Origin of the sequence: Dokdonia sp. Asnod2-E02 (genome assembly GCF_045063915.1) — a bacterium.
In the GTDB taxonomy this organism is placed as follows: domain Bacteria; phylum Bacteroidota; class Bacteroidia; order Flavobacteriales; family Flavobacteriaceae; genus Dokdonia.
This window is the reverse complement of record NZ_JBEFNX010000005.1, coordinates 213,668-239,093: the sequence shown is the minus strand read 5'-3', so window position 1 is coordinate 239,093 and position 25,426 is coordinate 213,668. Positions and strand designations below refer to the sequence as shown.

At 38.2% G+C, this 25,426-nt stretch carries 18 protein-coding genes; 11 read left to right on the top strand and 7 right to left on the bottom strand.

The annotated features are described in order from the left end of the window. Window positions 1-39: 39 nt before the first annotated feature. Window positions 40-672 (bottom strand): rhomboid family intramembrane serine protease, encoded by a 633-nt coding sequence (locus tag ACJJVM_RS01035; RefSeq protein ID WP_035324710.1) that lies wholly within the window; start codon window positions 670-672, stop codon window positions 40-42. A 64-nt stretch (window positions 673-736) separates the two neighbouring features. Between ACJJVM_RS01035 and ACJJVM_RS01030 the strand changes: the two genes are divergently transcribed. Further along, window positions 737-1,648, top strand: coding sequence for a lysophospholipid acyltransferase family protein (locus ACJJVM_RS01030; RefSeq protein ID WP_405210478.1), 912 nt, complete (start codon window positions 737-739; stop codon window positions 1,646-1,648). A 2-nt stretch (window positions 1,649-1,650) separates the two neighbouring features. On the opposite strand, the gene ACJJVM_RS01025 is transcribed toward ACJJVM_RS01030, so the two are convergent. Together ACJJVM_RS01025 and glmM are read right to left on the bottom strand one after the other, a co-directional pair. Continuing rightward, window positions 1,651-3,156 carry an aminotransferase class V-fold PLP-dependent enzyme gene (locus ACJJVM_RS01025; RefSeq protein ID WP_405210476.1) on the bottom strand — a complete coding sequence of 502 codons (1,506 nt, stop codon included), beginning with the start codon at window positions 3,154-3,156 and terminating at the stop codon, window positions 1,651-1,653. An 86-nt stretch (window positions 3,157-3,242) separates the two neighbouring features. Continuing rightward, window positions 3,243-4,631 (bottom strand): phosphoglucosamine mutase, encoded by a 1,389-nt coding sequence (glmM, locus tag ACJJVM_RS01020; protein ID WP_035337156.1) that lies wholly within the window; start codon window positions 4,629-4,631, stop codon window positions 3,243-3,245. Window positions 4,632-4,798: 167 nt separating this feature from the next. Between glmM and ACJJVM_RS01015 the strand changes: the two genes are divergently transcribed. The 4 genes from ACJJVM_RS01015 to ACJJVM_RS01000 all read left to right on the top strand — a co-directional run bounded on the left by ACJJVM_RS01015 (window position 4,799) and on the right by ACJJVM_RS01000 (window position 8,274). Beyond that, window positions 4,799-5,383, top strand: a complete 585-nt coding sequence (locus ACJJVM_RS01015) for an acyl carrier protein phosphodiesterase (RefSeq protein ID WP_299150822.1) — start codon at window positions 4,799-4,801, stop codon at window positions 5,381-5,383. A gap of 4 nt (window positions 5,384-5,387) precedes the next feature. Further along, window positions 5,388-5,738, top strand: coding sequence for a hypothetical protein (locus ACJJVM_RS01010; RefSeq protein WP_035337160.1), 351 nt, complete (start codon window positions 5,388-5,390; stop codon window positions 5,736-5,738). 21 nt (window positions 5,739-5,759) lie between these two features. Further along, window positions 5,760-7,451, top strand: a complete 1,692-nt coding sequence (gene ggt, locus ACJJVM_RS01005; protein WP_405210474.1) for a gamma-glutamyltransferase — start codon at window positions 5,760-5,762, stop codon at window positions 7,449-7,451. Window positions 7,452-7,587: 136 nt separating this feature from the next. Then, complete coding sequence (locus tag ACJJVM_RS01000; RefSeq protein ID WP_405210473.1) at window positions 7,588-8,274, top strand: hypothetical protein; 687 nt, start codon at window positions 7,588-7,590, stop codon at window positions 8,272-8,274. Between the two features lie 178 nt (window positions 8,275-8,452). Here the strand turns inward: ACJJVM_RS01000 and ACJJVM_RS00995 are convergent, their stop codons facing one another. Further along, entirely contained in the window at window positions 8,453-9,277 is an 825-nt protein-coding gene (locus ACJJVM_RS00995) for a hypothetical protein (RefSeq protein ID WP_405210472.1), read from the bottom strand. Between the two features lie 420 nt (window positions 9,278-9,697). On the opposite strand from ACJJVM_RS00995, the gene ACJJVM_RS00990 reads away from it, so the two are divergent. Continuing rightward, window positions 9,698-10,594 carry a serine hydrolase gene (locus tag ACJJVM_RS00990; RefSeq protein ID WP_035337167.1) on the top strand — a complete coding sequence of 299 codons (897 nt, stop codon included), beginning with the start codon at window positions 9,698-9,700 and terminating at the stop codon, window positions 10,592-10,594. Window positions 10,595-10,618: 24 nt separating this feature from the next. Further along, window positions 10,619-13,462 carry an NTP/NDP exchange transporter gene (locus ACJJVM_RS00985; protein ID WP_405210471.1) on the top strand — a complete coding sequence of 948 codons (2,844 nt, stop codon included), beginning with the start codon at window positions 10,619-10,621 and terminating at the stop codon, window positions 13,460-13,462. A 52-nt stretch (window positions 13,463-13,514) separates the two neighbouring features. On the opposite strand, the gene ACJJVM_RS00980 is transcribed toward ACJJVM_RS00985, so the two are convergent. The 3 genes from ACJJVM_RS00980 to ACJJVM_RS00970 all read right to left on the bottom strand — a co-directional run bounded on the left by ACJJVM_RS00980 (window position 13,515) and on the right by ACJJVM_RS00970 (window position 19,001). Continuing rightward, window positions 13,515-14,762, bottom strand: a complete 1,248-nt coding sequence (locus ACJJVM_RS00980; protein WP_405210470.1) for a serine hydrolase — start codon at window positions 14,760-14,762, stop codon at window positions 13,515-13,517. Beyond that, entirely contained in the window at window positions 14,762-17,680 is a 2,919-nt protein-coding gene (locus ACJJVM_RS00975; RefSeq protein WP_405210469.1) for a PEP/pyruvate-binding domain-containing protein, read from the bottom strand. Before ACJJVM_RS00975 ends, ACJJVM_RS00980 begins: the two co-directional genes overlap by 1 nt. A 115-nt stretch (window positions 17,681-17,795) precedes the next feature. Then, the gene (locus ACJJVM_RS00970) at window positions 17,796-19,001 is read right to left on the bottom strand and encodes an ATP-binding protein (RefSeq protein WP_405210468.1); all 1,206 of its coding nucleotides are present in this window, start codon (window positions 18,999-19,001) and stop codon (window positions 17,796-17,798) included. Between the two features lie 304 nt (window positions 19,002-19,305). On the opposite strand from ACJJVM_RS00970, the gene ACJJVM_RS00965 reads away from it, so the two are divergent. The 4 genes from ACJJVM_RS00965 to ACJJVM_RS00950 all read left to right on the top strand — a co-directional run bounded on the left by ACJJVM_RS00965 (window position 19,306) and on the right by ACJJVM_RS00950 (window position 25,347). After that, window positions 19,306-19,761, top strand: a complete 456-nt coding sequence (locus tag ACJJVM_RS00965) for a MarR family winged helix-turn-helix transcriptional regulator (RefSeq protein ID WP_298350859.1) — start codon at window positions 19,306-19,308, stop codon at window positions 19,759-19,761. Further along, window positions 19,761-22,169, top strand: coding sequence for a 3-hydroxyacyl-CoA dehydrogenase/enoyl-CoA hydratase family protein (locus ACJJVM_RS00960; protein WP_405202226.1), 2,409 nt, complete (start codon window positions 19,761-19,763; stop codon window positions 22,167-22,169). The genes ACJJVM_RS00965 and ACJJVM_RS00960 overlap by 1 nt, the downstream gene beginning before the upstream one ends. Before the next feature lie 86 nt (window positions 22,170-22,255). Continuing rightward, window positions 22,256-23,449, top strand: a complete 1,194-nt coding sequence (locus ACJJVM_RS00955) for an acetyl-CoA C-acyltransferase (RefSeq protein ID WP_038600741.1) — start codon at window positions 22,256-22,258, stop codon at window positions 23,447-23,449. 83 nt (window positions 23,450-23,532) lie between these two features. After that, window positions 23,533-25,347 carry an acyl-CoA dehydrogenase family protein gene (locus ACJJVM_RS00950; protein ID WP_298350866.1) on the top strand — a complete coding sequence of 605 codons (1,815 nt, stop codon included), beginning with the start codon at window positions 23,533-23,535 and terminating at the stop codon, window positions 25,345-25,347. Window positions 25,348-25,426: the final 79 nt, after the last annotated feature.

The window sequence follows — 25,426 nt, the reverse complement described above, 5'->3', positions numbered from 1 at the left end:
TTGTTTCTCTCAATATAAAAAACAATAAAAGAGGTTTCCTTAAATCTTTCCTAATTTAAAAAGAATAAAGAAAGCAATAATAGGTAAAGCTAGCGCAATAACTATTAAAAGTCGCTCTTCTAGGAGTATAGGCGCAGAGATAATGGCAATTACATAGCCAGCAATAGCACCTCCAAAATGGGCATCGTGCCCTATATTATCATTACGCTTCACCATACCATAAATAGAGTAAATCATATACCCCACTCCAAATACCCAACCTGGCATAAAATAAATTTCTAACCTTGGGTTGAGAAGTATCCCAGCATACACTACACCCATTACTGCACCACTAGCTCCTACTGCAGAGTAGTGATACTCATCTTTATGTAGAAAATAAGAAAGTAAATTTCCTAAAAGCAGACTTGAAACATACACCAGTAAAAATCTAGGTACACCTATAGTGTAGATAACAGCATTTGCAAAGAAATATAGCGTGAGCATATTAAATAATAAGTGCTGCGTATTTGCGTGTAAAAAGGCAGAAGATACCATACGTACTTGCTCTCCTCTACGTATAGCTCCTACGTTAAATTTATATTTCTCAAACATTGAGTAGTTTTTAAAACCACTCATAGAGAATAAGACATTTGCTAAGATAATTGCAATTGTAACTGGATGTAAATCCGCCATAAATACTAAGTTTTACTTGTAAAGATAGCTATATTTGTGAGATTAATATCTTAACTATATCTGAATGAAAGCTATTGTTTTCTGGTTGTTTTACCCGCTATTATGGCTCATCTCCATACTCCCTTTTAAAGGGCTTTACCTGCTTTCAGATTTCTGTTATTTTGTTATTTATAAAGTTATAGGTTATCGTAAGAAAGTAGTGAGATATAACCTAAAGACTACCTTCCCAGAAAAATCTGAAGAAGAACTCCATACCATAGAACGTAAATTTTATAGCCATCTCTGTGATATGTTTCTGGAGATGATAAAATCTATGAATATAAAAAAGGAGGATCTTCTTGAACGTTACCAATTTTCTAACAAGGAACTCATTACAAAATATGATAAGGAAGGACAAAGCTCACTCCTTATGATGGGACACTACGCAAGTTATGAGTGGATTTTTGCACTACAGCTATCTATGGAAAATCCGGGTTACGGAGTATATAAAAAGATAAAACACAAACAGTTTGATAACCTCATACGCAAGATACGTAGTAGATGGAACACCTATCTTATAGACTCTAAGGATACAATGCGCTTTATAAGAAAAAATGAGAGTGATAATAAAACAGGCTGTTATGGCTTTGTAGCAGATCAATCGCCTAGATTTCACCGTGCTCGCTACTGGACACAATTTTTAGGTCACGAGTTGCCTTTTTTTACTGGGGTAGAACGTATTGCAAAAGAGTTTAAACTACCCGTATTTTACTACGGTACAGAAAAGATAAAACGTGGCTACTACAAAGGTTCTTTCCAACTCATTACACCAGATGGTTCTCAAACAGAAGATGGCGAGATTATGACAAATTATGCCGCCGCCCTTGAAGCTCAAATACGTAAAAATCCAGAGTATTACCTCTGGACTCATAAACGTTTTAAACTCTTAGGCAAAAAGGAGGAAGTCCTTTCTGAAATAAATAAGTCTAAGAAATAGCATTAAAATTCAAACCAAGAGTCTATAGCCGTACTACGACTCAAAGAGGTTGCCTTATCGTCTTTATGTAAGTACTCGTTTGAGTAAGGTAGGTATATATAATCTTGAGACCAGTCTTTGTGATGTAAAGCTAGTTCTTTTATACACGCGCATACATAAGCTATTTCCTCATTTGTGATGGTAGGGTGAATAGACATACGTATCCATCCTGGCTTTTGTATTAAGTTACCTGCATCTATCTCACAAGCGAGCGAGTTTGATGTTTTTTGATCTACATTAAGTAAATAATGCCCATAAGTTCCTGCGCAGCTACAACCGCCCCTAGTTTGTATCCCAAAACGGTCATTGAGTAATTTTACTGCTAGATTAAAGTGCAATTCTTCTATATAAAAAGAAATAACACCTAGTCTATCCTTGTGATCACCTGCAAGAATTTTTACGTTTTCTACCGTTTCTAGCTCATTCCAAATGATGTCTATAAGTTCGTGCTCACGAGCGAGTATATTATCTACACCCATCTCTTCTTTTACTTTAATTGATAAGGCTGTACGTATGGTTTGCAAGAAACCCGGAGTACCCCCATCTTCACGCTCTTCTATATTATCTATATACTTATGCTCACCCCAAGGGTTTGTCCACGATACGGTGCCTCCTCCTGGGTTATCTGGTACCACGTTTTTATATAAATCTTTATTAAAGATTAAAACTCCAGAAGAGCCTGGACCTCCTAAAAACTTGTGTGGAGAGAAGAAAATAGCGTCTAGGCGCTCTTCTTTATTCTCTGGATGCATATCAATATGCACATAAGGCGCACTACACGCAAAGTCTACAAAACATAAACCACCGTGAGCGTGCATAAGTCTCGCCACATCGTGATATGGTGTCTGTATACCTGTTACATTACTACAAGCAGTAATAGATGCTATTTTAAAAGGGTGATCTTCATATTTGAGCAGTTCTTGTTCAAACATCTGTATACAAAAGCGTCCATCTTCTTTGGCAGGCACGACTACTACTGTTGCCGTGGTCTCTAGCCACGTAGTTTGATTACTGTGATGCTCCATATGTGTTACAAAAACAATGGGCTTTATCTCTGCAGGTACTTCTGTAAATTTCTTTATGTTTTCTGGCACTTTCAATCCCAGTATGCGCTGAAATTTATTAATCATACCCGTCATACCATTACCACCTACTATGAGTACATCATTCTCATCTGCATTTACGTGCTCTTTAATGATGTGCTTTGCTTTATGATAGCTCATTGTCATAGCAGTACCTGAGACAGTCGTCTCTGTATGGGTATTTGCTACATAGGGACCAAAGTCGCGTAACATCTTATCCTCTATGGGACCATATAATCTTCCTGAAGCGGTCCAGTCTGTATATAAAAGCTGCTTTGTTCCGTATGGAGATTGAAAACTTTGGTTAATACCAATGATGTTTTCGCGAAAGCGTGAAAAGTAATTCTCTAGTTTACCGCTAGGCTTAGTAGACTTTAATGTATTCATAATCAATAGTTTGCACTGTAAAGATATTTAAAATTAAGCACAAAAAAAGAGGGCAATCGCCCTCTTTTTTTAATCCCTATATCTGTCTAGATACCAGCTACTTCCTTTATAGTAGCAATCATATCATTTGCAACTTGGTCTGCTTCGGCTTGTGTGCTTGCCTCTGTATAAATACGTATAATAGGTTCTGTATTAGACTTACGTAGGTGTACCCAGTGATTTTCAAAATCTACTTTTACACCATCTACCGTAGATACATCTTCATTTGCATATTTGGCAGCCATCTTTTCTAGTAATGCATCTACGTCAAGACCTGGTGTGAGCTGGATCTTTTGCTTACTCATAAAGTATGGAGGATAACTAGCTTTGAGTTCGCTCACAGAGATTTTAAGCTTTGCAAGGTGTGTAAGGAAAAGCGCCGTACCTACCAGGCTATCACGACCGTAGTGCGATGCTGGGTAGATAATTCCACCATTTCCTTCTCCGCCTATTACAGCGTTTTGGTCCTTCATAGTTTGTACTACGTTTACCTCTCCTACGGCACTTGCAAAGTATTCTCCGCCGTGTTTTCTTGTGATATCACGTAGCGCACGTGATGAAGATAAGTTTGATACCGTGTTACCCTTAGTCTCTCCTAGTACATAATCTGCACAAGCAACGAGGGTATACTCTTCTCCAAACATTTCTCCCTTATCATCTATAAAAGCCAGACGGTCTACATCTGGATCTACTACGATACCAAAATCTGCATTCTCATCTACCACCATCTTACAAATGTCACCTAGGTGCTCCTTAAGCGGTTCTGGGTTGTGAGGGAACTCCCCGTTAGGTGTACAGTATAATTTTACTGCCTCTACGCCTAGCTCTTCTAGTAATCTTGGTATGGCAATACCTCCCGTAGAGTTTACACCATCTACCACTACTTTAAACTTAGCATCTTTAATAGCGTTTACATCTACAAGCTCAAGGTTTTTTACCTCTTCTATATGCAAATCTATGTAGGCATCATTTTTTGTGATTTTACCCAGATCATCTACCTCTGCAAAGGTAAAATCTTCATTATCTGCATAATTTAAAATTTTCTCCCCTTCTACTCCATTAAGAAACTCTCCCTTACTGTTTAATAGTTTAAGCGCGTTCCATTGTTTTGGGTTATGCGAGGCAGTGAGTATAATACCACCATCTGCGTGTTCCATAGGTACGGCAACTTCTACCGTAGGTGTGGTAGAGAGACCAAGGTCTATAATATGGATTCCCATACCCACGAGCGTGTTCATCACAAGCTCTTGTATCATAGATCCAGATATACGTGCATCACGCCCTACTACTACTCTGTAGGTTTCTTTATTACGATCATTTTTGAGCCACGCACCGTATGCTGCAGCAAATTTTACTGCATCTACTGGTGTAAGGTTTTCACCCGTGCGACCTCCTATGGTACCACGTATTCCTGATATAGATTTTATTAATGTCATATGTAAATTTTGAGTACGCTTTCGCGAAAGCGTAATTAATCTTCGTTTTTTTGATTGTTAAACAAAAGTACTAAAACACATACGTACCAGCCTAACGAGAATGCATTGCTTAACAATGCCTCATAAAATCTTTGAACAGGTTAATTTTTCCTATTAACTTCACCACTATGAATTTTCTCGCACACATTTACCTTACCGATGGCTTACCTATGGAAACTATAGGTAACTTTATGGCAGATGGTATAAAAGGTAAAAAGTACCTCAAGTATAGTGATGATATACAGCGAGGTATACTCGTGCATCGCTGGATAGATAGCTACACAGATAGTCACCCTATTGTAAAGCAGAGTACAAAACGCCTGCACGCAAAGTATGGTCACTACTCTGGTGTGATAGTAGATATTATTTATGATCACTTTCTAGCCAAAAACTGGAACAACTATCACGATACATCGCTAGATGTGTACATAGATAACTTTTACCAGCTACTACAAGACCATCACCACTTGCTCACGGGTCGCATACAGAAAATGATGATCCCTATGATGGAGCAAAACTGGCTCCTCAGCTATGCAACTATGGAAGGTATAGGCACTGTGCTTTACAATATGAACATACGCACAAAACGCCGCGTAGCAATGGATAAAGCCATAGAAGACCTTGCGGAACATTATGAAGCCTTTGAAGATGAGTTTACACGCTTTTTTAAAGAATTACAAGCCTTTGTTGCATTAAAACTAGAAGAGCTTTAAGTTTATGATTTGGGGATTGTTATTCATACTGATTCTGTTATATTTAATCCTGTGGAACTCTAAAGTCACATTTTTAAAAATGCGCAATGCAAGCAAGCCCTTAACCGCAAAAGTTGTTGAGTATAGAAATGAGAAAGGACCTATGAGAAATGATTATACATTGTTACCATATCCTTATGTGTCTATTAATGATAATACATCTGAATTAAGAAAGCTGAAATACGCAAGTAGCAATTCAAAACCATTTGAAATAAACGATGAAATTACTGTCTTTTGGTTTTCAGGTACACTCTATTATTGGGGTTCATTTGACAGAGGTATTTATAAATATCTACCAGGACAAATTAAATTTTAATATCCATTACAAATCCAACCTATGAAGTATTTACTCTTACTCTGCATTCCCCTATTATTTATAAACTGTAAGACAGAAGCGCCTGCTCCTGCGCCCGTACAGGGACTTATTGCTCAGGAAGCTATGGTCGTTTCGGCGAGAGAGGAGGCTTCACGCATAGGCGTTGAGATTATGAAGCAAGGTGGTAACGTTTTTGACGCAATGATTGCTACAGATATGGCGCTCAATGTGACATACCCGTTTGCCGGTAGTCTAGGTGGTGGTGGTTTTCTCGTATACCGTACTAAAGATGGTAATATAGGAGCGCTAGACTATCGCGAGATGGCACCTGGTGCGGCTACAAGTGATATGTACCTAGATGAAGACGGTAATGTAATACCAGGTTTAAGCACAGAGGGAAGTCTCGCTGTGGGTGTGCCAGGTGGTCTTGCAGGTATGTTTGCCGTGCACGAAAAGTTTGGCTCACTACCTATGGAGACCATTCTCAAGCCCGTAATTGACCTTGCTCGCAATGGGTATGTGATTACAGAAAACCAAGCAGGAAGGTTTGGCGCTTTACAAGATAAATTTAAAGAGCTTAACGGAGATAGTATTATATATGTAAACGCTTTCGCGAAAGCGGACACCCTTAAAAACGAAGCCCTCGCACAAACACTAGAGCGCATCGTAGCAAATGGTAAAGACGAGTTTTACCAAGGTGAGACGGGCCAAAAACTGGTAAACTTCTTACAATCTAAAGGTGGGATCATCACAATGGAAGATCTTGCGGCATACGAAGCAAAGTGGCGCACGCCGGTTACCTTTGAGTATGATAACTTAAAAATGATCTCTATGAGTCCGCCTAGTTCTGGTGGGGTTTGTTTATCACAAATTATGCAGATGATAGAACCGTATGACATCTCACAATATGATCACAACAGTGTGGAGAGTATACAACTACTTACAGAGGCAGAGCGTCGCGCGTATGCAGATAGAAGTTTTTACCTAGGAGATCCAGATTTTGTAAACATTCCTATAGACACACTCATATCTGATGTGTATGCAAAAAACAGAATGGAAACCTTCTCTTGGGACACCGCTACAAAGTCTAGTGATATGGCACACGGTGCCTTGCCAGGTTATGAGAGTATGGAAACAACGCACTACAGCGCGGTAGACCAGTATGGTAACGCCATTGCAGTAACGACCACGCTTAACGGCGCTTATGGATCTAAATTATATGCGAGTGATATAGGCTTCTTTTTAAACAATGAGATGGATGACTTCTCTAGTAAACCAGGAGTGCCTAATATGTTTGGGCTTATAGGCGCCGAGGCAAATAAAATTGAGCCAGGCAAGCGTATGCTGTCTAGTATGACTCCTACCCTAGTAGAAAAAGATGGCGAGTTCTGGATGACCGTAGGTACGCCTGGAGGATCTACCATAATTACCTCTGTGTTACAAACGGTACTTAACGTACACGAGTTTGGGATGACAATGCAGGAGGCGGTAAACGCACCACGTTTTCACCACCAGTGGTTACCAGATGTGGTATTATTTGAACCTAACAGCTTTGATCCAGCCATCATAAGCGGACTGCAAGAAAAAGGTTATGAAACCAATGAAGAGCGCTCTCCTGTAATAGGAAAAGTAGACGGTATTTTAGTCCTCCCTAATGGCACACTTGAAGGAGGCGCAGATAGACGTGGTGATGATACTGCGGTAGGGTTTTAGGGGGTTGATTTAGATTGAGTTGCTTTAGAATTTTATAATAAATGAAAATAGGCAGACCAACAAAATGCGACACTCGCTTTTTGTTGTGGCCTCTTTAGTGTAATATTAAATGAACGTAGACAACAAACATAGATTATTGGACAAAGAGGAATGCAAGTGGTATCCAATCAGTATTAGTTCACTTGAAATGCATTTAGGTTGTCTTATTAAGACAAATCAATGTTTACCGTACTCAAAAGTATATCCACTGAGGAAAAACATAGCGTATTCATTGCAGTATATTGAGTTTTTAAATAAAATAAGAACTGACATTTATATGACTGATGTTTTATTGACACAAAATATTAAGTCTATCCTCGTTCACGGAACTACAATAATAGAAGCAATTTTTTATTATCTAATAGAGATTAATGGATTAGCAAACAAAACGGAATGGATTGAATCTAAAAGAGTAAAAACCTCTGAATATGAATTGAATGGAAAAAAAGTCAAAAATGAAGTTGTTTTATTTGAAAAAACTGAAAACCCAATAAAAACGACTATGACCTTTGACCAGATGTCAAAAAAAGTTGAGAAGAAAAAGTTACTTGGTAATAAATTCAAAAACTACAGTCGAATAAACGCTTTAAGAAAATTAAGAAATAAAATTCATATTCACGATACCAAACATAATTTCGACACAGACTGGAACAACTTCAATTATAAAGAGTTAGTTTTAATATATGATATTCTACATTCAATTATAACATCTGATTTATTTAAAGAAAGCACATATAGGAAAAGATTTAATTACTTAATTATTGAAGAAAAAAATCACAAATAAAACTACACCATCTAACCACGACTATAATTCACTGAGGCAGAATGACCATTCAGCAATTAAAGTATAGTAAACCTTAGAATTCTCTTGGTAACTCCTCCCTTGTCAAAGGAAAGATTTAAAAAATTGTAAAGACTATAATACATCACAATAATAGAAAGACCCGCACCTAATCAATCTATTATTTTATACACTCAAGTTTATTAAGAAAAAAATCTGAAAATTCAAAATCAACAATATCTTGATGCCCTTCGGTGCCCTCCAAACGAACTAATTTAATTTTTGATTTTTTCAATCTTAAAAATTCACTTGGACTAAGCTTCCCAATTAAATAATAATCATCTGCACAACGAACATCACCTGAATGATAAAAAGTTAATTTATCATCATTTTCCAGTATGACTTGTACTTTTGAACGTGAAGTTTGATAAGGACTTGAGCATCCTAATCTTACATTTAATTTGAAATTAACAAATTTATATTTACCTATTCTTTGCAAGGCAATTAAAAGTTCGTAGTCGTGGACATATCCAACCTTATGATATTCGGTGCTTTTTATAATATCACCAGTTACGGCGTCAACAGAATTAGTGTCATATTCACAAGTATTCTTTTTGTCAATTTCATACTGTTTAAATTTTTCGTTTTTTCTTTCTCGAAAAATATCGGCGCTATCAATCTCTATCTTGTTAATCCCAATCCTATATGCTCTTAAATCCTTATTTTCATTAAAATAAGATTTAGCCAAAACGTAACCTTTTACCCCTCCAACTTCTACGAGATAATTATTTTGCGTATAACCCAAAACATTAATTGAGTCGTATTTTTTGAAACTATAGATTCTTTTTACTGGATGATTAATATCATCCTTTAATTTACCACTCTTAATAGCAACAGTCTTATAAAGAATTGTATCTGAGGTTACATTTTGCGCTTGTAAATTACTTAAACCGATTAAAAGCATAAGTACTTGTAAATAAAATAGTTTTCTATAATGTATATTCATATTAATCTTTTTAAGAAATATTATTAAGTATAGTTTGTAATTCAATCCGTGCAAAAGTCTTATTTTTTTTTAAATCATCTGTGTTTGATTAAATTTATTAACTATTTCATTATCAGACCTTATTTACACATACTAATAATAACCAATCAATTTAAAAGATATCTCATTTTCTATCTTTTTAATAAGAGTCTATCTACTTTACATATAAGTGGACATTTAAATTTGTTTGTGATATATATCCTTTCGCGAAAGCGTAATTTATCAAATACCACCTAGAACAAACACATATAATTCCCATTTCTAGACTTAACACTTGGGCGCTATAAACATTAACAGTTTGGGATGGAATTAACAGTAATACTAGCTATCTTTGGCAGCCTTTTTGTATACTTAGGTTGAACTATAAATACATAGAATTTTATGAAATATATCACGCTTATAGTGTGCGTTATAATGTCTTCTGTACTTAGTGCTCAGGAGCTTCCTATACAGATGGACTCTGTAGAGCCTCTTGAGACTCATACGAGTCCTATATTGAGAGAGCTTTTAATACAAGAGATTAATAAAAACTCAAAATGGAAAAATCTAGTGAAGTCTAATAGAATGTCTATAGGCGTTGTAGATATGTCCAACTTAGAGAATATAGAGTATGCAGGTATCAATGATGAGTTTATGATGTATGCCGCAAGTTTACCTAAGATTGCCATACTTCTTGCCGCAATGGATGCTATAGAAAATGGCGAACTACAAGACTCTAGAGAAATACGTAAGGATATGCGACTTATGATAAGTAAGTCTAATAATGCTGCTTCTACTCGTATGATAGACCGTGTGGGCTATGATAAAATAGAACAAGTACTGCGCAGTGACCAGCTCAAGCTTTATGATGAAGAAGTAGGCGGTGGTTTATGGGTAGGCAAGAGATATGCCGCTGGCGGAAAACGTAATCCAGACCCTATGAAGGGATTAAGTCACGCGGCTACAGCTAGACAGGTATGTAGTTTTTACTACCAGCTTGCAATGGGTAACCTAGTAAGTACAGAAAAGTCTGAAGAGATGCTGGACATTATGAAAGACCCAGCACTACACCACAAATTTGTAAACACGCTAGATAAAATTGCTCCTAAGGCAGATATCTACAGGAAGTCTGGATCGTGGAAGAATTGGCACTCTGACTCTGTATTGGTATGGGGACCTGAGCGCAAGTATATACTAGTGGCTCTTATAGAAGATGCACAGGGTGAGCAAATTGTAAGAGATTTAGTAATTCCTTTAGAAAAAGCAATGAAAAAATCACGAGCTTTAGCCTATAACTAGGGAACCTCATTATAAACGCAATGAATGCTTAAAAGTCTTTACAAGAAAGCCTTTGATATAAGAGATGGTGAGATCACCATCTCTTTTTTTATGCAGCTGTACATCTTTTTGGTGATTACAGTGCTACTTATTGTAAAGCCTACTGTAAACGCATTATTTCTATCGGCGCTAGGTGCAGAGCGATTGCCTTACGGGTATCTTTTTGTTGCGGCTGTGGCTATTTTAAGTTCTTACTTCTATAACAAAGCTTTAAAGCGATATTCGTTTAAAAAGGTAGCTACGATAACCTTATGCGCTTTTGGCTTCTTTTTTATGTTGCTTTCTGTCGCCTTGCATTATAAATTTCTTGAGGTCTGGCTACTTTACTATTACTACGTTCTCATATCCTTGTTTGCCGTGGTGGTTACCTCACAATTCTGGATACTAGCAAATATGGTTTATAATGCGAGGGAGGCAAAGAGACTCTTTGGTTTTATAGGCTCTGGCGCTATTGCTGGTGGAATTTTTGGTGGGTACTTAACGACCTTAATTTCGGCGGCTTTTGGGAATAAAACGTCTATTCTTATCGCAGGGATTCTCATTTTATGCTGTGTGCCTATACTCTATCGTATTTGGAATTTAAGGTTACGCACGCTTTCTATGTACACGAGAAAGAAAGAGATACACCAAGTGTCTAACCCGGATCGTAATGCTTTTCAAATCATCTTAAAATCTAAGCATTTACTATACTTAGCATCTATTATCGGGATAAGTGTGCTGGTGGCAAAGCTGGTTGATTTTCAATTTAGTGATTTTGCGCACAAGGCCATTCCAGACTCAGATGAGCTTGCTTCTTTTTTAGGGTTCTGGTTTTCTTCGTTTAATGTGGTGGCTTTACTCATACAGCTTTTTGTTACTAATAGAGTCTTAAGCTATCTAGGCGTAACCTCAACTATGCTTATACTCCCACTAGGAATTGCCTTAGGCTCCCTCCTATTTCTTACGGTTCCTGAGCTTTGGGTGCTTATTATCATAAAAGGGTTAGACGGTAGTTTTAAGCAGTCTATAAACAAAGCAGCTGCAGAGCTTTCTATTTTACCCATACCGTATGCTATAAAGAACCAAGCAAAATCATTTATAGATATTGTGGTAGATAGTGTAGCCACAGGTATTGCTGGTTTTCTGCTCATTTTTGTGATTAAGGGTATGGAACTAGATACCAAGTTTGTGACGATTCTTACTATCTTCTTCTTGTTTATATGGCTCTTGTTAATCTACAAGCTTAGAGATGCCTACTTTGATTCGTTTAGGTCCAACCTCAAGAGTTTACTACTCAATAAAGATGAGTCCAAACGAAACTTCAGAAAAGAACGTACTATCGCTACTGCAAGACATATTTTACAAAATGGTGAAGAAAGCGAGATTCTCACTTTATTATCTAGATTATCATCGGCTAAGCTTAATCCCTTAAAAAAGCAAATAGTCGCACTTTTAGACCATCCTTCTAATGCTATAAAAATAGCGGCTATTGAGGAGTTGTATTATTATAAAGAAGGTACTGCATTACATAAAATTAAAGCCCTCCTTCACACTAGCGACAGCGCACTTATTATAGCCACATTACAATATTTACTACATCATACCAAAATAGACGATCAAGAATTATTTACAACCTATCTAGATCATCCAGAAAAGCCCATTGCAAATGCTGCGCTGTTATGCCTTGCACAAGATGCACGCCTCAATACAAATCTTGGTAAGCAGTTTAATTTAAGAGACCGTATCGCGACTCAAATAGAACGACTAGGCACACCAGAAGGACTAGAAAATGTTGCCGAAACTTCTGACCTGCTTCTTAGTATTGCCTACTCAGGGCTTAACGAGTTTTACTACTTTATCTCTATTCATTTTAGTAATAAAAATAAAAAGGTAGCAAAGAAAGCTATAGAAGCTGCAGGCATTACCACAGACCCGCTCTTTGTAGGGAATCTTCTCCAGTTTCTAGAAAATAAAAAACTTCGTAAAGCAGCTATAAAAAGTCTTACTCAATATGGGCCAGAGATTACAAAAACACTTCTCAGGCTAGAAAATGAAGATGCTTTTAGTCTAGACATAAAAAGAAATCTACCTAAGGTTATCGCAACATTTAACTCTCAAAATGCAGTAAAAATCTTATTCAAATTTTTAGGTAGTAACAACCTCATCGTACGTAAAAATGCCTCAAAATCATTACTAAAACTAAGTAGTAAAAACCCGTCGCTTACCATAGATAAGCGCAAAATCTCTAGATACATATTACTAGAGAGCAACTATTACCAAAGCACGCTTAACGCCCTTGCTACCTTCACAAAACTTGTAAACAATCCGCCAGCAGACTCACAAGACGAAACTAAAGAAACAGAGGTCTTACTCGCCCGTGAAGCCATAGTGCTCATTTTAAGGGAACAAGTAGATCAAAGTCTACATAGCATCTTTACACTATTAAGTATACGTTACAATCAAGAAGATATAAGTGCTGCGTTTTTGGGTATTAAAAGTAAAGATGATACAGCGAGAATCAACGCCATAGAGTTTCTAGACAACCTCTTACATATCAAACTTAAAAATAAGATCCTGCCATTGCTCGAAGTACATATCATTGACACAGATGTTGATAATCTACATTCTCAAGAAATGGTAGAACAAACAGAATTTGATGCCGTAAGAAGCTTAATTCGTAATCGCAGCAGACAGATGAATATCGCTATGCTCCACCTTATTGAGATACTAGAAGACACAAAGTATACTGCCATTACTCAATCTTTTACAAAGCATAAAAACACGAACATTGCAAAACTTGCTACGCGTGTATCTACAAGTCTACAACGGGTAAAACAGCAACAAAAGTAAAACGCCTTCTAGTAACAACTAGAAGGCGTTTTAATAGAACTGTAAATGCTTTTTATGTGGGATTTACCACCTTATCAATACTACTTGCTAGGTACATATGTGCACCTGCAGAATTTTTATTAAGTACGTTAGTCATTAGGCATACGATGTATTTTTTACCATTAGGCTGCTCCACAATAATCACTGAGTTCATATAGTTAAACACATTACCTGCATAGTCGCTACAGTTAGGGTTTTTCTCTCGATCACATTTATAAAACGAGCCAGATTTAAAGTACACCGCCGCGTCATCTAGTCTATTAGAGTGTGCATAACGTATACGTCTGTCTGTCATATATAATAATCGCTTCATCTCAAGCGAGCTTTCCTCATCTATTACATTTCCTTGCTCTAGCGCTACTAGAAACTTCATAAGCCCTTTAGGAGTTCCAATACTTCCACCCTCACGACCTACGTACTTACCAGCAGGACGCGTAAACATCCCTCCTAGTCTCCAGTCGTCTTCTGTAATTCCTAGATCTCTTAATGGCTGATTCACCACTCGGTTTGCTTGACTCGTAAGAGAGTCTCTATCGGTCTCTACAAAGTAATTTTCTGCTTCTTCTTCGGTGAGGTCTGCATACTTTCGTCCAAAGGCGTCTAGCAGCATTGTCTCTCTATACAGCACACTCGCAGCTCCGTTATTACTCACAGAGACCATATGATCTGCCCACTCATACAGCGAGAACTCATCACTAGCAACCACTTGTCGCTTTGTTAACTTATCACTGTCTATATCATACACAGGTATCGTGTGGTGATCTCCTGTTCCCCAGTAGCGAGCCTTCACTCGTTTATTACACATAAGCCCCGTACGCAACTCAAAGTTATCTGGATATACCTCTGCAAGCTCTGTAAAGAAGCCGTTTAGGACAGCAATTTTACCTACACTTCCTGGCTGGTACCCTACATTTTCTCTGTGAGCCGCATATTTTAAACTATCTGGATTAGTCATATCAAGTACCGCAAGTGAGTAGTTTCCACCGGGTGTAATTCTCGCAATCTTTCTGGAAAAATCATTGTCTTCTACTAGTATTGCTCCAAGAGAATCACGCTTTCGCGAAAGCAAATTGAGCTTGATATCCTCTAGTTTTAAATAAGCGCCATTAGGAATACGCTTGTTTACAATACTATCCATCTCCATTTTCTGAAGTCGGTATAATCGTTTTATACCCGTCGTATCATAACCGTCTATAGGATAAAGCATCGCTACAAATAAAGTCGATAAAGCGATGAATGTTAGTGTGATATATGTTTTCATTAGTTTATAGGTGCATCAAGCGTTATTAAAAAGTCTTTGTCAATTTTTGGTGAGATTGCCTCAAGATATTCTGAGGACTTTGCCGTTTTATTTTCTACAAATGGTCGTATCTGGAACAGCCATAGTTTGTCATTTTCAAAACCAAGCTCCACATCATAAGCCCCATCATAGTCAGAACCTGTCATTTCTGGTAATCTAGTTCTTATAGACTGGGCAATGGCACGTATATCCTTTATGTTTTTCTCATTGAGAATCTCTTCGTCAAAGGTTGCGATGTTTCTCTTCACACCTCCCGTTGCTGGCAGTCTAATAAAATCTGCCTGTCTCGCTGGCGATAGTAAGCGTGCATCTGTAGCGGTAACAAGTCTAGTTTCTGCGGCTTGTCCATCTACAGCTCCTCCTGCCCCACGGCTAAAGGCAATAGTAAGATCCTCATCTGTACCTTGATTAATACCCTTTGTAATCATCACACCACTATACTCCACATCTACCGAAGGAATGATAAGTATAGAAGGAAACACATTTTCTGGGTTGCTTAGATACTGCTGGCGCCATTTAAAACTACGCTCCGTATATGGAGAAGCCCACACATCTTTAATTCCTTTTAATATTTTATCCTCATCAAGAATATTAAAAAGCGTCAAGTTCAATCCTGCGCCAGTAAATTCTTCAAGGTCTTCCATATTTGTATCACTACGCAAGAATACAGGAGTTTTACCCATAGGCGATTTAAAGACTTTTTGGAAATCTGCACGCAGGCTATTTACAAATGACGGCTTTAGCGTCATCATATTTATAGCTTCACGTAATCGCTTCAACTCTTGCAGTTGGTACGTCTCTATCTCTTTTGATGACGCGCCGTTACTTTTCATTTGTTCCGCTTTCGCGAAAGCGCTATTTAAAAACTCCCAATAAGAACCCTCGTAATTGGTCATTTTTTGATCCATATGGTCCTTAAAAATGCCGAAAGGAATAACAAGACCTTCTACCACCTGCTCTGGGAACATCTTCTTGAGTTGCCCAAGGTTTGCCGCCTTAGGGCCTACTAGTTTTCCAGACGCGCTTGCATCTAGATCACGCATATTTATGATGTCTTTCTTATCTAGTGCTATCTTCTCTACAGGCACGGTTACCTGACTTGTAGAACGTTGCTTCTTTGAGAATAACTCACGCTCCTCATCTGTAATATCGTCCTCGCCTTTTATAATCACACTTCCTTTATTTGAAACTGCATAGAATACCTTATTACCGCTATACTTGCTCAAATCTTGAAGATTTTCTTGGGATAATGCCGCATTAGGGATTCCTAAATTACGAGCTAGTAACTGCACGTGTGAAACCAGATTACCTTCTGATACCGTCATAATACCAGCCACAGGCTTGAGGTCTGACGGCGGTTTTTCAAAAACGTATATCTTCTCTGTATCCACTTCTATACCTTCTGGAGAACCTTCTATAACGACGAGCTCACCGTAGGCATACCCAGGATTTAATCCTCTCACAGAAGACTGTCCATCTATATCCATTACCTTATTTTCAAGCCCAGAATGCTTTGCTATAAACGCACCTAGCGTGCTCACACTCTCACCTAAATCTAATGCAACAGAGGAGCGCACGCGGTCATCTATAAAACCATAAGCCTTAGGCTCAAAAGTTGCGTAGGTATCGACGACTTCTTGATACTTTGCCTTTACTTGTGAGGCGCTCCACTCTACAACACCTCTAGCTGTCGCCAGGAAATCGTTAAGCTGCTCGACACTCTTATCATTATGGTAACTATCTGCTTGTAAATACGGCTCTACTGCTGCCCACTCATTTAACTCAATGAGTCCTGTACCTGTTGCTGCATATGAAAGGGTTTGTATTTTATAAAGCAGCTCCTTTAATGTTTCTGGTTGCCACTCTTGTGTCTTTAGGAGTAATATATCTTCCAGCTCATTAGATAAATCTAGCATCGCAAGACGATCACTAGATCTACGTAAAGTAAGTACGTCTTGACGTATATAACAGAGTACATCTGCAATTTCTGGCACAAGTATTTGCGCAGAAGTATCCTGAGCAGCTTTTTCTAAAAACGTGCTAATGCGTTCTGTTAGATCATTTTTTACAGAGATAGCGTTTACTTGGCTCTGTAGTTCCTTAAAATTGATAGGTGTATAAAACTCGGCGAGGGTTTTTTCTAGTTGGTCAAACTGCTTTTTCACTTCACCAGAGAGGTCTCCCTTATGTTTAGCTCTAAACTCTTGAACCATCTGGATGTCACTCACACTGGGCTTGCCGTGTATTTTAATACGGGCATCCATAAATTTTGGGTAGGTCTCTGCCAGTATTTTTGACTCACTACGCATACGCTGGGCAATGTTGCTATCGCCATCGTGAGGAATATCTCGTAAGGTCTGGCGTAGTAAATAGTAGTTTTGTCTAAAACGAGTATCGCTACGCAATAACCACTCATAAAACTCAACGCCCCACGCCTCCTCATCTTCAGACTGGATGGCACCACGGTAAAACTGTGACTTGCGCTGCACCCAACCATTATCTACACTTGCAAGGTATCTCGCTAGTTGATATTGCTTGATGCGGCTATTATCATTTGTAACATCCCAGAAAGCAACCCTATCTGTATTTGCAAGTATATCTGCAAAAAAGAGGTGATACTTAGTACCTAGCGTTATTAGATCTTCACTATAACTCGCGTGCTGCACACCACCACCTATATCATCTGGACAAGGGTCACGTGCTTCTCGCATCGTACCATCTTCACAAAACCACTCTATTTTTTTATAAGGGCCTCGCGGATTTTCTTTAAAAGATTTAATATTCTTCTGGATAGTTGCGACGGGTAAGTCTTGAGCAACAAGTTGACTTGTGATAGTAAAAGATAATATCACAAGAAATGCTTTGTAAATTTTGATCATTTATTGGTTAGATTGGATAGTGTGAACTAAAGGTAATAGAGTATACAGCAACATCCATATCCATTAACGCTTTACTAACAGAAGAAGCGCACCAGAACCGAATATTTAATATACTTTAACTTTTGGCAACTGTAAACGTAAATTTTGTGTACTCCCCTAGCACTGAAGAAACACTTATGGTCCCACCGAGATTATGCACTAGTTTTTCTACTGTAGATAATCCTATACCGTGGCCTTTCTCTCCATTTTTATCTAGGTGTCCTACGGTACTGAATAAAGTGAATACACCTTCTATCTTTTCTTCTTCTATACCGCGCCCATTATCTCTTATAGAAAATTCAAAGTGCTCATCTTGCTCTAGAACATCTATATGTATTACTGTATGGGCTTTATCATTATACTTTATACTATTACCTATAAGGTTTAAGAATATCTGGTCAAGTGCAGACCGGTTACATCTAAGTTCTATATTTACCTCAGGAAAGTGAAATTCACACTCAAAGTTTATATTTAATAGATCTACAAGATCTTCTAGCATATCGTTAAACATAAACTCGTGGGCATCTTCTCTATCATATGCCGTGCTCTCGTAGTGAGCAAGTATGTTTGTTATATAGTTACTCATAGAGAGTGAAGACTTCTTGAGATAACCTAGGTAATTTACTCCAGACTCATCTAGTGATGCTGTGTACTTCTTTTTTAATATATCTGAGGTGAGAATAAGGTTTGCGAGGGGCATTTTTAAATCGTGTGAAACAGTACCTGCAAAATCTTTGAGCAATGTGTTATGTTTTGTGAGACTCGCTTTTGCCTGTTCTAATTGATTATTTACAATGCGCAATTCAAAAAGTCGCTCCACCTGCTTTCCAAGAGTTATAAGCGCGGCTCTTTGTTCTTTACTTAGTTTATTAGGTTTATGATCTATAACACATAAAGACCCCATAGACATACCATCTGTTGTGCGTAGCGGGACTCCTGCATAAAATATGACAGGATCTTCAAGCTTTGTAAGTGGGTTATCTATAAAACGATCATCTTTTGTTGCATCTGGTATTTCTAATATCTCATCTGGAGTTAAAATGGCGTGCGCACAAAAAGAACTATCACGCGAAGTCTCACATAATGCCATACCTACTTTACTTTTAAACCACTGTCTATCTTCATCTACAAGGGTTACTAATGCAACTGGAGTGCCACATATGTATGCAGCGAGCTTAGTAATGTAATCAAAATCTTCCTCTTGATTTGTGTCAAGTAACCCTAAACCTAGTAAGGTTTGCATACGTTGCTTTTCATTAAGAGGGAAATCTGGTGCGATCATAAAGAATGTACTATTTAAAAAACAACAAACTGTTTAAGTAACTAAGATAGAATATACAAAAATAACATTCAACCTTAAACAATTTTGCTTTATTGCATAATATGTTAACGCTATTGAATTCTCTTACAATTATCTATTTGTTAGACTTCGGTTTTATTAAATAATAAGGGGTATATTTATGATGTTCTCATTTTCGCGAAAGCGTAACTATCATATTCACAAGATATTCATATAAATTCGCATTAATTACTGTGCGTGCATAGTATATTTTTAGTATCTTTACAATCACATTGTGAAGAACTATATGAAAGATAAAACTATAGACTACTGTTTAAGAGCCACCTGGCAAGCAGTTATGAAAATGTATAATGAACAGGCTGCCGAATATGATGTAACTATGGCGGTAGGTTTTGCACTCCTTAGTATTGATCCAGAAGAGGGAACTCCCTCTACAGCACTAGGACCGCGTATGGGTATGGAAGCTACTTCCCTATCTCGCACACTTAAGACTATGGAAGAAAAAGGTCTTATAGTGCGTAAACCTAATCCTGCAGATGGCAGAGGCGTTCTTATACACCTTACAGAGTTTGGACTTGAAAAAAGAGATTTTTCAAAAGACCGCGTTGTAACTTTTAACGATGCCGTACGTGGCAATATATCTGACGAAAAGATTAATAATTTTTACGAAGTCATTGAGACCATTAATGACTTGATTCAAAATAGAAGAGTATTTAACCAAAAAGAAACCGCAATAAAATAATGGCAAAACGTAGAATAAAGAAAGTAGCCGTCATCGGTAGTGGAATAATGGGAAGTGGTATTGCTTGCCATTTTGCAAACATAGGTGTTGACGTTCTTTTGCTAGATATCGTTCCTCGTGAGCTTACTGCAAAAGAAGAAGCTAAAGGACTTACACTTCAAGACAAAGTTGTACGTAATAGAATGGTAAATGACTCGCTCACTGCAGCACTTAAGAGTAAGCCGTCACCTATTTACAACCAAGCTTTTGCAAAAAGAATCTCAACGGGTAACCTTGAAGATGATATCGCAAAAGTAAAAGACGTAGACTGGATCATTGAGGTGGTAGTAGAGAGACTTGATATTAAGAAACAAGTTTTTGAAAACCTTGAAAAGCATAGAACACCAGGTACACTTATTACTTCAAACACATCTGGTATCCCTATAAACTTTATGTCTGAGGGACGTAGTGAAGATTTCCAAAAGCACTTTTGTGGAACTCACTTCTTTAACCCAGCACGTTATTTAAAATTATTTGAAATCATACCTGGGCCAAAAACAGACCAGAGCGTTCTTGATTTCTTAAATAACTACGGCGAGCAATACTTAGGGAAAACCTCTGTTGTTGCAAAAGATACACCTGCCTTTATAGGTAACCGTATAGGTATCTTCTCTATTATGTCACTTTTCCATACTGTAAAAGATATGGGTATGACGGTAGAAGAGGTAGATAAACTTACAGGTCCAGTTATAGGACGTCCAAAATCTGCAACCTTCCGTACGGTAGATGTTGTAGGTCTTGATACTCTTGTACATGTTGCAAACGGTATTGCAGAAAACTGTCCTAATGATGAGCGCAAGTCTCTTTTTGAGCTTCCAGGCTTCATTAGTACAATGATGGAAAACAAATGGCTAGGGTCTAAAACTGGTCAAGGTTTTTATAAAAAGAGTGTAAATGAAGCTGGTAAGAAAGAAATTCTTACACTAGACCTTGACTCTATGGAGTACCGCTCTAACAAGAAAGCAAAATTTGCTACCCTAGAGCTTACTAAAAATATAGACAGCGTTTACGATCGCTTTAAAGTGCTTGTAGGTGGTAAAGACAAAGCTGGTGAGTTTTACCGCAAGTCTTTTGCACACCTATTTGCTTATGTACAAAATCGTATTCCTGAGATTACAGACGAGCTTTACAAGATAGACGATGCTATGAAGGCTGGTTTTGGCTGGGAGCACGGACCATTCCAAATTTGGGATGCTGTAGGTGTAGAAAAAGGTATCGAGCTTATGAAGGCAGAAGGTCTTGAAGTTGCCACTTGGGTAACAGATATGATTGCTGCTGGAAGTGAGACTTTCTACTCTGTAAAAAATGGTGCTACTTATGTATATTCCGCTTCCGCGAAAGCGCACGTAAAGAAACCAGGTCAAGATTCATTTATCATTCTTGATAACATTAGAAAGCAAACAGAAGTATTCTCAAACACGGGAGTATCTGTACAAGATCTAGGAGATGGAATCTTAAACGTTGAGTTCCGCTCTAAGATGAACTCTATAGGAGGTGACGTACTTGCAGGAGTAAATAAAGCAATAGATCTAGCCGAAAAAGACTTTGACGGTCTCGTAGTAGGTAATCAAGGTACAAATTTCTCTGTAGGAGCAAACATTGGGATGATCTTTATGTTTGCTGTAGAGCAAGAGTATGATGAGCTTAATGCTGCTGTAAAATATTTTCAAGATACGTGTATGCGTTTACGCTACTCTGCTATCCCTACAGTTGTTGCACCTCACGGTATGACACTAGGTGGTGGTTGTGAGATGACACTACACGCAGATAGAGTTGTCGCAGCTGCCGAATCTTACATAGGACTTGTAGAGTTTGGTGTAGGTGTAATACCAGGTGGTGGTGGATCTAAGGAAATGGCCCTTAGAGCATCAGATAAGTTTGATAAAGGTGATGTACAACTTAACGTATTACAGGAGCACTTCCTTACTATAGGTATGGCAAAAGTATCTACCTCTGCACACGAGGCGTACGATCTTAACATCCTTAAGCACGGTAAAGACCTTGTAGTTGTAAACCGCGATCGCCAGATTGCTACAGCAAAGGCTGTTGCACGCCAAATGGCAGATATGGGGTACACACAACCTGTAAAACGTAATGATGTACTAGTATTAGGTAAGCAGGCACTAGGTATGTTCTTAGTAGGGACAGACTCTATGCAAGCATCTAACTATATATCAGAGCACGATAAGAAAATTGCAAACAAGCTTGCTTATGTAATGGCTGGAGGAGATTTATCTGAGCCTACAAGAGTTTCTGAGCAGTATTTACTAGATCTAGAGCGTGAAGCGTTCTTATCTCTAGCTACTGAGAGAAAATCACTTGAGCGTATACAGCATATGTTACAAAAAGGAAAACCATTAAGAAACTAAAGTTTCTGCAATACGCCTTAAGCGCTAAGCTATAGGCAATGATAAACCGCTTAAAGCTTTCAGCTTATAGCCAAAAGCAAACTAAAATGAAAACAGCATATATAGTAAAAGCATATAGAACAGCCGTTGGGAAAGCTCCCAAAGGTGTCTTTAGATTCAAGCGAGCAGATGAGCTTGCTGCAGAAACGATTCAGTATATGATGAAGGAGCTGCCAGAATTTGATAAAAAGAGAATAGATGACGTCATTGTAGGTAACGCAATGCCAGAAGGATCACAAGGTCTTAATATGGCGCGTCTTATATCTCTTATGGGACTAGACGTAATAGACGTACCTGGTGTAACTGTAAATCGTTTTTGTTCTTCTGGGATAGAAACTATAGGGATGGCAGTAGCAAAGATTCAAGCAGGTATGGGTGATTGTATTATCGCCGGTGGAGCAGAGTCTATGTCTTCTGTACCTATGACAGGATTTAAACCAGAACTTAACTACGATACTGTAGTAAAGTCTGGACACGAAGATTACTACTGGGGAATGGGTAACACCGCAGAGGCAGTAGCAAATGAGTATAAAATCTCTCGTGAAGATCAAGATGAGTTTGCATATAACTCACATATGAAAGCCCTACGCGCACTAGCCGAAGATCGTTTTCAAGACCAGATTGTACCTATAGACGTAGAGCAAACGTATATAGATGCAAACGGTAAGAAAGCTACAAAATCTTACACAGTAAACAAGGATGAAGGTCCTCGTGCAGGAACAAATAAAGCAGCACTTGCAAAACTTAGAGCAGTATTTGCAGCTGGAGGAAGTGTAACTGCTGGTAACTCTTCACAAATGAGTGATGGTGCTGCCTTTGTAATGGTTATGAGTGAGGAGATGGTAAAAGAACTTAACATCGAGCCTATCGCACGTATGGTAAATTATGCAGCAGCAGGTGTACCACCACGTATAATGGGTATAGGTCCCGTAGCTGCCATTCCAAAAGCCCTTAAACAAGCTGGACTTAAGCAAAATGATATTGAGCTTATTGAGCTTAACGAGGCATTTGCATCACAGTCACTTGCAGTAATACGCGAGTTAGGACTTGATCCAGATATTATAAACGTAAATGGTGGTGCGATTGCATTAGGTCACCCACTAGGATGTACTGGAGGTAAACTATCAGTACAGTTATTTGACGAGATGCGCAAGCGTGATATGTCAGGTAAATACGGTATGGTTACAATGTGTGTAGGTACCGGACAGGGAGCTGCAGGGATTTATGAATTCTTGAAGTAATTCCGCTTTCGCGAAAGCGTAAAAACAAAAAAATATAGTACATATTTCTTATAGAGAAAGAAAAAAATTAATTAGCAATAGCAATGAGCACAGAAACAACAAAAAATGATATCCTACGCGGTGGTCAATTTATCGTAAAGGAAACAGCTTGTGAAGATGTCTTCACAATGGAAGATCTTAATGAAGAGCAAAAGATGATGCGCGACTCTACAAGAGAGTTTGTAGACCGCGATCTTTGGGCACACTGGGAGCGTTTTGAAAAGAAAGATTATGCATACACAGAGGAGACTATGCGCAAAGCTGGTGAACTAGGTTTACTAGGTGTTGCTGTACCAGAAGAGTATGATGGTCTTGGGATGGGATTTGTATCTACAATGCTTGTTTGTGATTACATTTCTGGAGCTACTGGATCTTTTAGTACTGCCTTTGGAGCACATACTGGGATAGGTACAATGCCTATCACACTTTATGGTAACGAAGAGCAAAAGAAGAAATATGTGCCAAAACTTGCTACTGGTGAGTGGTTTGGAGCATACTGTCTTACAGAGCCTAGTGCTGGATCTGACGCAAACTCTGGAAAAACAAAAGCCGTTTTATCTGAAGATGGAAAGAGCTACAAGATTTCTGGACAAAAAATGTGGATTTCTAACGCTGGTTTCTGTAACCTATTTATCGTTTTTGCTAGAATAGAAGATGATAAAAACATTACAGGGTTTATCGTAGAAAATGATCCTTCTAATGGAATCACACTAGGTGAAGAAGAAAAGAAATTAGGTATACACTCTTCTTCTACTCGTCAGGTATTCTTTAATGATACAGTAGTACCTGTAGAGAATATGCTTTCTGACCGTGGTAACGGTTTTAAAATCGCGATGAACGCACTTAACGTAGGTCGTATTAAACTTGCTGCTGCTTGTCTTGATGCACAGAGACGTGTGATAAACGAGGCTGTAACATATGCAAAAGAGCGTGTACAGTTTAAAACTCCTATCATAAACTTTGGTGCAATTAAGCAAAAACTTGCGCTTATGGCTACAAACGTCTATGTAGATGAGTCTGCATCTTACCGTGCTGCCAAAAACATTGAAGATCGTATCGCTATGCGTCAGGCAGAAGGTAACACACACCAAGAAGCAGAGCTTAAAGGTGTTGAGGAGTATGCTATAGAGTGTTCTATCCTTAAAGTTGCAGTATCTGAAGATGTACAGAATACTACAGATGAAGGTATTCAGATTTTTGGAGGAATGGGCTTCAGTGCAGATACTCCTATGGAGTCTGCTTGGCGTGATGCACGTATCTCTCGTATCTATGAAGGTACAAACGAGATTAACCGTATGCTCGCTGTAGGTATGATGGTAAAGAAAGCGATGAAAGGACACGTAGACTTTATGGGACCAGCAATGGCTGTAAAGGATGAACTTATGGGTATCCCTTCTTTTGACACTCCAGATTACTCTGAGACACTTTCTGAAGAAAAAGCACTTATCAAGAGCCTTAAGAAAGTATTCCTTATGGTTGCAGGATCTGCAGCTCAAAAGTTTGGAACAGAGCTAGAGAAAAATCAGCAACTACTTATGGCAGCTGCAGATATTCTTATAGAAATCTATATGGCAGAGAGTGCTATACTACGTACTGAGAAAAACATTAAGCGCACTGGTCTAGATAGTCAAGCAACACAAGTTGCAATGTCTCAACTATACCTATTTAACGCTGTTGATATCATCCAGACTAAAGCAAAAGAAGCTATTATCTCTTTTGCCGAAGGTGATGAGCAACGTATGATGCTTATGGGACTTAAACGTTTTACAAAGTATACAAACCAGCCTAATGTAATCGCACTGCGCAACCAGATTGCTGCAGATGTTGAAGAAAATGGTAAATACCGCTTTGACGGATAATATATTTTTTTAAGTCACTAAAACTATGTGTACTAGATTACGTATTGAAAATGACTTAAATGTATATGTATTCGCTTGC

What these genes read in the sequence shown, in the direction of transcription:
- ACJJVM_RS00975 (WP_405210469.1), bottom strand. Translation starts at nt 17,680, where the DNA reads ATGATCAAAATTTACAAAGCATTTCTTGTGATATTATCTTTTACTATC.
- ACJJVM_RS00990 (WP_035337167.1), top strand. Translation starts at nt 9,698, where the DNA reads ATGAAATATATCACGCTTATAGTGTGCGTTATAATGTCTTCTGTACTT.
- ACJJVM_RS01030 (WP_405210478.1), top strand. Translation starts at nt 737, where the DNA reads ATGAAAGCTATTGTTTTCTGGTTGTTTTACCCGCTATTATGGCTCATC.
- glmM (WP_035337156.1), bottom strand. Translation starts at nt 4,631, where the DNA reads ATGACATTAATAAAATCTATATCAGGAATACGTGGTACCATAGGAGGT.
- ACJJVM_RS01015 (WP_299150822.1), top strand. Translation starts at nt 4,799, where the DNA reads ATGAATTTTCTCGCACACATTTACCTTACCGATGGCTTACCTATGGAA.
- ACJJVM_RS00970 (WP_405210468.1), bottom strand. Translation starts at nt 19,001, where the DNA reads ATGATCGCACCAGATTTCCCTCTTAATGAAAAGCAACGTATGCAAACC.
- ACJJVM_RS00965 (WP_298350859.1), top strand. Translation starts at nt 19,306, where the DNA reads ATGAAAGATAAAACTATAGACTACTGTTTAAGAGCCACCTGGCAAGCA.
- ACJJVM_RS00950 (WP_298350866.1), top strand. Translation starts at nt 23,533, where the DNA reads ATGAGCACAGAAACAACAAAAAATGATATCCTACGCGGTGGTCAATTT.
- ACJJVM_RS01035 (WP_035324710.1), bottom strand. Translation starts at nt 672, where the DNA reads ATGGCGGATTTACATCCAGTTACAATTGCAATTATCTTAGCAAATGTC.
- ACJJVM_RS01010 (WP_035337160.1), top strand. Translation starts at nt 5,388, where the DNA reads ATGATTTGGGGATTGTTATTCATACTGATTCTGTTATATTTAATCCTG.
- ACJJVM_RS00955 (WP_038600741.1), top strand. Translation starts at nt 22,256, where the DNA reads ATGAAAACAGCATATATAGTAAAAGCATATAGAACAGCCGTTGGGAAA.
- ACJJVM_RS00995 (WP_405210472.1), bottom strand. Translation starts at nt 9,277, where the DNA reads ATGAATATACATTATAGAAAACTATTTTATTTACAAGTACTTATGCTT.
- ggt (WP_405210474.1), top strand. Translation starts at nt 5,760, where the DNA reads ATGAAGTATTTACTCTTACTCTGCATTCCCCTATTATTTATAAACTGT.
- ACJJVM_RS00985 (WP_405210471.1), top strand. Translation starts at nt 10,619, where the DNA reads ATGCTTAAAAGTCTTTACAAGAAAGCCTTTGATATAAGAGATGGTGAG.
- ACJJVM_RS01025 (WP_405210476.1), bottom strand. Translation starts at nt 3,156, where the DNA reads ATGAATACATTAAAGTCTACTAAGCCTAGCGGTAAACTAGAGAATTAC.
- ACJJVM_RS00960 (WP_405202226.1), top strand. Translation starts at nt 19,761, where the DNA reads ATGGCAAAACGTAGAATAAAGAAAGTAGCCGTCATCGGTAGTGGAATA.
- ACJJVM_RS00980 (WP_405210470.1), bottom strand. Translation starts at nt 14,762, where the DNA reads ATGAAAACATATATCACACTAACATTCATCGCTTTATCGACTTTATTT.